We start from the raw sequence: 7,088 nt of genomic DNA on the forward strand, positions 1-7,088 counted from the left end.
AGGTGCAATGGATGCGGCAAATATTCTGAAGCCGATGCTTGCGCGTGGCGAGATTCAGGTGATTGGCGCGACAACGATCGATGAATACAGGAAGCATATCGAAAAAGACGCGGCGCTCGAACGCAGGTTCCAGCCCGTTAATGTCGGCGAGCCGACGCCGGAGGAGGCATTGCAGATACTTGAAGGACTGCGTGACCGCTACGAAGCACATCATAAGGTGACGATCACTGACGAAGCGCTCAAAGCGGCGGTAGATCTTGCAACGCGCTATATCATGGACAGGTTCCTGCCGGACAAGGCGATCGACCTGATCGACGAAGCGGCTTCCAAGGTAAGGATTTCGATGTTTACCTCGCCGCCGGATTTGCGTGAGCTGGAAGATAAGCTAGAAGAAATCGGCAAGGAAAAAGAAAGTGCGATTGCGCACGAAAACTTTGAGAAGGCCGCAAAGCTGCGCGATGAAGAAGCGGATACCAAGCGCGATATCGAGCATTGCTCGGAAGAGTGGCGTAAGGCTGTTGCAAAAGAAAAAGGAATCGTTACGGAAGAAGACATTGCACAGATCATCTCAAGCTGGACGCATGTACCTGTAAGCAAACTGACGGAAGACGAAAGCAAGAAGCTGCTGAAGCTCGAGGGGATGCTGCATGAACGTGTGATCGGTCAGGATGAAGCGGTGTCGGCTGTTGCAAAAGCGATCCGCCGTGCGCGTGCAGGCCTGAAAGACCCGAACAGGCCGATCGGTTCGTTTATCTTTTTAGGACCGACAGGCGTGGGCAAAACGGAACTGACAAAAGCGCTTGCAGCGTCTATGTTCGGTGACGAAAACGCGATGATCCGCATGGATATGTCGGAATATATGGAGAAACACAGCGTTTCTAAGCTGGTAGGCTCGCCTCCAGGATACGTCGGCTACGACGAGGGCGGACAGCTGACGCAGGCTGTAAGAACAAAGCCGTATTCAGTTGTGCTGTTTGACGAAATCGAAAAAGCGCATCCGGATGTATTCAATATCCTGCTGCAGGTTCTGGAAGACGGCAGGCTGACGGACTCCAAGGGCAGAACGGTGGACTTCAAAAACACGATCATCATCATGACGTCCAATGTCGGCGCGCATGAAATCGCGAAAAGCAAAATCGGATTCACCAATGGTGAAGACGGTGATCTGGAGCAGTTGAAAGAGTTCGACGAAATGAAGGAACGTATGATGGAAGCGCTGAAACAAACCTTCCGACCGGAGTTCATCAACAGGATCGACGACATCATCGTGTTCCACAAGCTGACACAAAAGGATACGCAGCAGATTGCGGAGCTGATGCTCAACAGCGTGATCAAAAGGCTGCAGGACAGAGAGATCGATATGACCTACACGAAGGATGCTGCCAAACTGATGGCAAAAGACGGTATGAGCGACCAGTATGGCGCAAGACCGCTTCGCCGGATGATCCAGCAGACAGTGGAGGACAGGCTCTCGGAAGAAATCCTTGCCGGAACGATCAATATCGGCGATAAAGTAAAGATGTTTGTTGAAAACGGAGATGTTGCATTTAAAAAAGAAAGTTGATATAATGTAACAAAGTTCAGGTGCGGCAAAGCGCAAGCTTTGCCGCTCTTGTAATATTTTGAATCAATATCTACGAAAGGACCTTGGAATTCGAATGGAATTACGCAGCGGTTTGTTGATCCTGATAGCGTTCTTGTTTACGTTTTTTATGACGTATACAACAACGCCGCTCGTGCGTAAATTTTCGATCAAAGTTGGCGCAGTAGATATCCCTAAAGATAGCAGAAGAATGCATAGCAAGCCGATTCCCACAATGGGAGGGCTTGCTATATTTGTTGCCTTCGCTTTTGGGGTTATGGCCTTTGTGCCGCTTGATTCTACCTATGTGGGGCTGCTCCTGGGCGCGCTCATGATAACGATCATGGGCATGTTTGACGATATTTACGACCTCAAAGCATGGATCAAGCTGCTGGTACAGATTGGCGCGGCTCTGGTCGTTTGCTTTTCAGGTATTGTCATCAAACAAATCACACTTTTTGACCAGATCATTTATTTTGGCAACTGGGCCATCCCGATTACGGTGCTGTGGATCGTAGCAATTACCAATACGATCAACCTGATCGATGGACTGGACGGTCTTGCCTGTGGAATATCGGCGATTTCTTCGCTGGCGCTCCTTGCGGTGTCACTGCTTTCCGCCGGCAATCCGACTGTCACAGTGATTGCTGCCATTCTGGCGGGTTCGTGCCTTGGATTTCTGCCATATAACCTAAATCCCGCAAAGATATTCATGGGTGACGTAGGAGCAACGTTCCTCGGATTTGTGCTTGCGGTGATCTCCATTCAGGGTTTCTTCAAAGTCAATGCAGTCGTATCATTCGTGATCCCGTTCCTTGTATTAGGACTGCCGATCTTCGATACGTTGTTTGCGATCATTCGCAGATTATTCAAAGGACAAAGCCCGTTCCACGCAGACCGTAAGCATTTACATCACCGTCTGGTGGATATGGGCATGAATCAGAAACAGTCGGTAGTACTGCTGTATGCAATATCCGCGCTGCTTGCGATCTCAGCGATCTTGTTTGCGGAGCGGATGTTTACTGCGGCGGTCATTGTGCTGGTTGTGTCATTCGTAATCGGATGTATCAACTGGTTTGTTATGAAAAGAGAGCATATAGAGATGCTCGAAAAGCTTGATGCGGAAGAAAACGAAGTCGGGCAGCCGGAACAAACGGAGGAAGAAAAGCCGCAAGCATAATTATGCCATGCGGTTTTTTGATAGAGGTAAATAAGCCGATGAAGCACTGCGAACCTAAAACCTGTCTATATGGAAGCGAAACAGTGCGTAAAGACCACCCCCAGATCATGCTGCGCGGCGAGCTTGACAGCCTGCTGGCCGATGCGGTGTATACACTGGCGCTTGCAAGGGAGCGGGGAGAGCGGGAAGCAGAGAATGACCTGAAAGATATCGTAGGTGTGATTCGTCAAGTCATGCGTGCAGAGGCATGTGCAATAGCTCCAACATTTGATCATATCATCGGGCTTACATTTGACGAGCTGCGGGAATATTCTTATCATCCGCAGAAATATCTGCATACAGAGCACGTATTTCCGGATGAAAATTCAGATCTGATATGTGCAGTGCTCAATATCCTGCGAACAAAGGTAAGACAGGCGGAGCGTGTGTGTATCGCTGCAGGGCTTGACGCATACGCAAACGAGAGCATACAAATGATCTTGAACCGCTTATCATCTGCTGTGTATATTATTATGCTCAAGCATAATATGAAATAATTATAATTGACGAGTGAAAGAAAGGAAGAAATGTTTATGAAGATTACTGAGGGATTAACATTTGATGACGTGCTGTTGAAGCCGAAAAAGAGCGATGTAGTGCCAAATGAAGTGGATGTATCAACACAGCTGACGCCAAAGATCAAACTGAATATTCCGATCATGAGCGCCGCAATGGATACCGTTACGGAAAGCGGGCTCGCCATCGCGATCGCGCGTGAAGGCGGAATGGGCATCATTCACAAAAATATGTCTATCGAACAGCAGGCGGAGAATGTAGATAAGGTAAAGAGAAGCGAGCACGGCGTTATTACGGATCCGTTTTTCCTTTCGCCGGAGCATAAGGTTTCGGATGCAGACAAACTGATGGGACGTTATAAGATATCGGGTGTTCCGATCGTCGAGCCGGACGGAACGCTGATTGGTATCATCACCAATCGTGATATGCGTTTTGAAACGGATTATACGCGAAAAGTAAGCGAAGTGATGACAAAGGACAATCTGATCACGGCTCCTATTGGCACGACACTTGACGAGGCGCAGGGTATCCTCAGAAAATATAAGATCGAGAAGCTTCCGTTGGTTGATAATAAGGGAAAACTGATAGGGCTGATTACGATCAAGGATATCGAAAAAGCGATCCAGTATCCGATGTCTGCTAAGGATAGCGAAGGAAGGCTGCTTGCCGGTGCGGCAGTTGGTACAGGCAGTGGAACGCTGGAGCGGGTAGAAGCTCTGGTTGCGGCCAAGGTAGACATCATCGCGATCGATACGGCGCACGGACATCAGCAGAATGTGCTGAACATAGTGGAAAAGGTACGCAACAGCTTTCCGGAGCTTGATATCATTGCAGGCAATTGCGCAACCAAAGAGGCGGTGCATGATCTGATCTCTGCGGGTGCGTCTTGCGTGAAGGTAGGAATAGGCCCCGGGTCGATCTGTACAACGCGTGTTGTTGCAGGGATAGGCGTGCCGCAGCTTTCAGCGGTTCTGGAATGCGCCGAAGAAGCGGCGAAGACAGGGAATACAATTATTGCCGACGGTGGCATTAAATACAGTGGCGATATTACAAAAGCAATGGCGGGCGGCGCGGCGGCGGTTATGATCGGCAGCCTGTTTGCGGGTACAAAGGAAAGCCCGGGCGAAATGGAAATTTATCAGGGTCGAAGCTTCAAAGTATACCGCGGCATGGGTTCCGTCTCCGCAATGCAGCAGGGTAGCGCAGATCGTTATTTTCAGGAGGGATCGCAAAAGCTGGTTCCGGAAGGTGTAGAGGGACGCGTGCCGTTTAAAGGGCCGCTTGCAGAGACGACGTACCAGATGGTCGGCGGCTTAAAATCCGGCATGGGCTATTGCGGAGCAAAGAACATAGAAGCACTGCAAAAGAATGCGGAATTTATCCAGATCACAGGTGCAGGGCTTTTGGAGAGTCATCCGCATGACATCAATATCACCAAAGAAGCGCCGAACTATAGCGCGAAATAAATGAGCAGGCCACAGCAGGATTTCAGCAGACTGGTCGCGTATATGGAACAGTATCCGTACGCAGCCGTTGCGTTTTCCGGCGGGACGACTTCGGCATTGCTTGTGTGCGCGCTTTATGAATCGCACGGCAAAAGCGCGCCGGTCATAACTGCCAATACGCCGTTTTTTACACAGGAAGAAATATATCGCGTACATGAGATATTGGATGATTATCCCAAAATGCGCAGTGAGCGTGTAGCCATGGCGGACTTGCTGAACATAGTAAGTGAAGCGTCGGAAGATCGCTGCAAGACTTGTGCAAAAGAAGTATCGGCGAGATTGCTAAAAGCAGCGCATGGGATTGGTGCGGGAGTACTGTTTGACGGAAAAACTACAGATACAGGTGTCTGTAGTATACTGACAGGGGAAGAACAGGGAATAAGGGCGGCCAGCCCGCTTGCAGAGCTTGGTTATACACGACAGGATGCGCAGGATATGCTGCGCGCGGTGGGAAGATCGTACTATATCAGGCCTGCAAACGACTGTCTGGCCTGCCGGTTTGCGCCGGGCGAGACAATCGATATATCCAAGCTTGATTATATCGAAAGCGCGGAAAAGTATATTCGGCGCTATACACGGCGAGGAATGCGCGTGTACTTTGATCACAATAAAGCGTATGTGTTTTCGGAAGAAGCGTTTGGCAAAAATCAAAAGCAGGATATTGAATGTGAACTGCTTTTACAAGGTAAAAGCATACTTGTAACGGAAGTTTTGATACAGGATGGACGAGGATCATTTTGGAGGGATGCAAATAGATGAGGGAAACAGTAATTGTACTTGATTTTGGCGGTCAGTATAATCAGTTGATCGCGCGCAGGGTACGCGAGGCGCATGTGTACGCGGAACTGCTGCCATACCAGACAAGCGCAGAAAAAATCAAAGAAAAGAATCCGGTCGGAATTATTTTTACAGGCGGCCCCAAAAGCGTATATGGGGAAGACGCGCCGGTTTGCGATGAGGGAATATTCGAACTTGGAATACCGATCCTTGGGATATGTTATGGAAGCCAACTGCTCTCTATGAAGCTTGGAGGTCATGTTGCTTCGGCGCCGGCGGGGGAGTATGGACAAACAAAGATTTCATATGATACGGAAAATATATTGCTGCAGGATATGGAAAAAGAATCCGTATGCTGGATGAGCCATATGGATTACATTGAGAAAGTACCGGAAGGGTTTGAAATTCTGGCAAAAACAGCTTCCTGTCCGGTGGCAGCCTTCGGAAACGATGAAAAAAAGATATATGGCGTACAGTTTCATCCGGAGGTACAGCATACCGTAAATGGACAGAGTATATTGGAGCATTTTTTATTTGATATATGTGGTGCAAAAGGAGATTGGGATATGAATGATTACGCAAAACAGTCGATCGAAGCGATTCGTGAGAAAGTAGGGGACAAAAAAGTATTATTGGCATTGTCAGGCGGTGTAGATAGCTCTGTATGCGCGGTATTGCTGCATAAGGCGATCGGAAAGAATCTGACATGTGTATTTGTGGATACGGGATTGATGCGCAAATATGAGCCGGAGGAAGTCGAAAACGTGTTCAAGAAGCAATTCGATATGAACCTTGTTCATGTGAAGGCGGAGCAGCGTTTCTTGGAAAAACTTGCAGGCGTTACAGAACCGGAGAAAAAGCGAAAAATCATCGGCGAAGAGTTTATCCGTGTGTTTGAGGAAGAGGCAAAGAAGATCGGTAAGGTGCATTTCTTGGCACAGGGAACGATCTACCCCGATGTTGTTGAAAGCGGTGTAGGCGATGCGGCCCTTATCAAGAGCCATCATAACGTAGGTGGACTGCCGGATCATGTTGATTTTGAAGAAATCATCGAGCCGTTACGCGAGCTGTTTAAGGATGAAGTGCGCGAACTGGGTGAAGAACTTGGATTGCCGCGGCATATGGTGTGGCGTCAGCCATTTCCGGGGCCGGGCCTCGCGATCCGCGTGATCGGAGAGATCACGAAGGAAAAGCTCGATCTGCTGCGCGATGTGGACTTCATTTTCCGCGACGAAATTGCAAAAGCGGATTTGGATGAAAAAATCTGGCAGTACTTTGCGGTGCTCACTGATATGCGCTCCGTAGGCGTGATGGGCGATGAGAGAACCTATGATTATACGGTTGCGCTTCGCGGCGTGACAAGCGTGGACGCGATGACAGCGGACTGGGCACGTATTCCTTATGACGTGTTGGGTGTGATTTCAAACCGCATCATCAATGAGGTATCGCACATCAACCGTATTGTGTATGACATTACGAGCAAGCCCCC

General features: G+C 49.0%; 6 protein-coding genes. All 6 read left to right on the forward strand.

The annotated features are described in order from the left end of the window. On the forward strand, positions 1–1,564 hold a 1,564-nt coding region (locus VB081_RS00005), incomplete at its 5' end, for an ATP-dependent Clp protease ATP-binding subunit (RefSeq protein WP_323398814.1). A 94-nt stretch (positions 1,565–1,658) separates the two neighbouring features. Continuing rightward, entirely contained in the window at positions 1,659–2,762 is a 1,104-nt protein-coding gene (locus VB081_RS00010) for an MraY family glycosyltransferase (RefSeq protein WP_323398815.1), read from the forward strand. A gap of 38 nt (positions 2,763–2,800) precedes the next feature. Continuing rightward, a complete protein-coding gene (locus tag VB081_RS00015; RefSeq protein ID WP_323398816.1) occupies positions 2,801–3,298 on the forward strand; it encodes a hypothetical protein in 498 nt (165 codons plus the stop codon). A gap of 30 nt (positions 3,299–3,328) precedes the next feature. Beyond that, positions 3,329–4,783 (forward strand): IMP dehydrogenase, encoded by a 1,455-nt coding sequence (guaB, locus tag VB081_RS00020; protein ID WP_323398817.1) that lies wholly within the window; start codon positions 3,329–3,331, stop codon positions 4,781–4,783. Next, complete coding sequence (locus VB081_RS00025; protein ID WP_323398818.1) at positions 4,784–5,581, forward strand: hypothetical protein; 798 nt, start codon at positions 4,784–4,786, stop codon at positions 5,579–5,581. Then, positions 5,578–7,088: glutamine-hydrolyzing GMP synthase (gene guaA / locus VB081_RS00030; protein ID WP_323398819.1), on the forward strand; the 1,511-nt coding region annotated here is incomplete at its 3' end. The genes VB081_RS00025 and guaA, both read left to right, overlap by 4 nt.

The organism is Christensenella sp. (assembly GCF_034927525.1).
GTDB lineage: Bacteria > Bacillota > Clostridia > Christensenellales > Christensenellaceae > Christensenella.

Coding starts and splice junctions, on each gene's coding strand:
- VB081_RS00010 (WP_323398815.1), top strand. CDS start 1,659: ATGGAATTACGCAGCGGTTTGTTGATCCTGATAGCGTTCTTGTTTACG.
- VB081_RS00015 (WP_323398816.1), top strand. CDS start 2,801: ATGAAGCACTGCGAACCTAAAACCTGTCTATATGGAAGCGAAACAGTG.
- guaB (WP_323398817.1), top strand. CDS start 3,329: ATGTTTATGAAGATTACTGAGGGATTAACATTTGATGACGTGCTGTTG.
- VB081_RS00025 (WP_323398818.1), top strand. CDS start 4,784: ATGAGCAGGCCACAGCAGGATTTCAGCAGACTGGTCGCGTATATGGAA.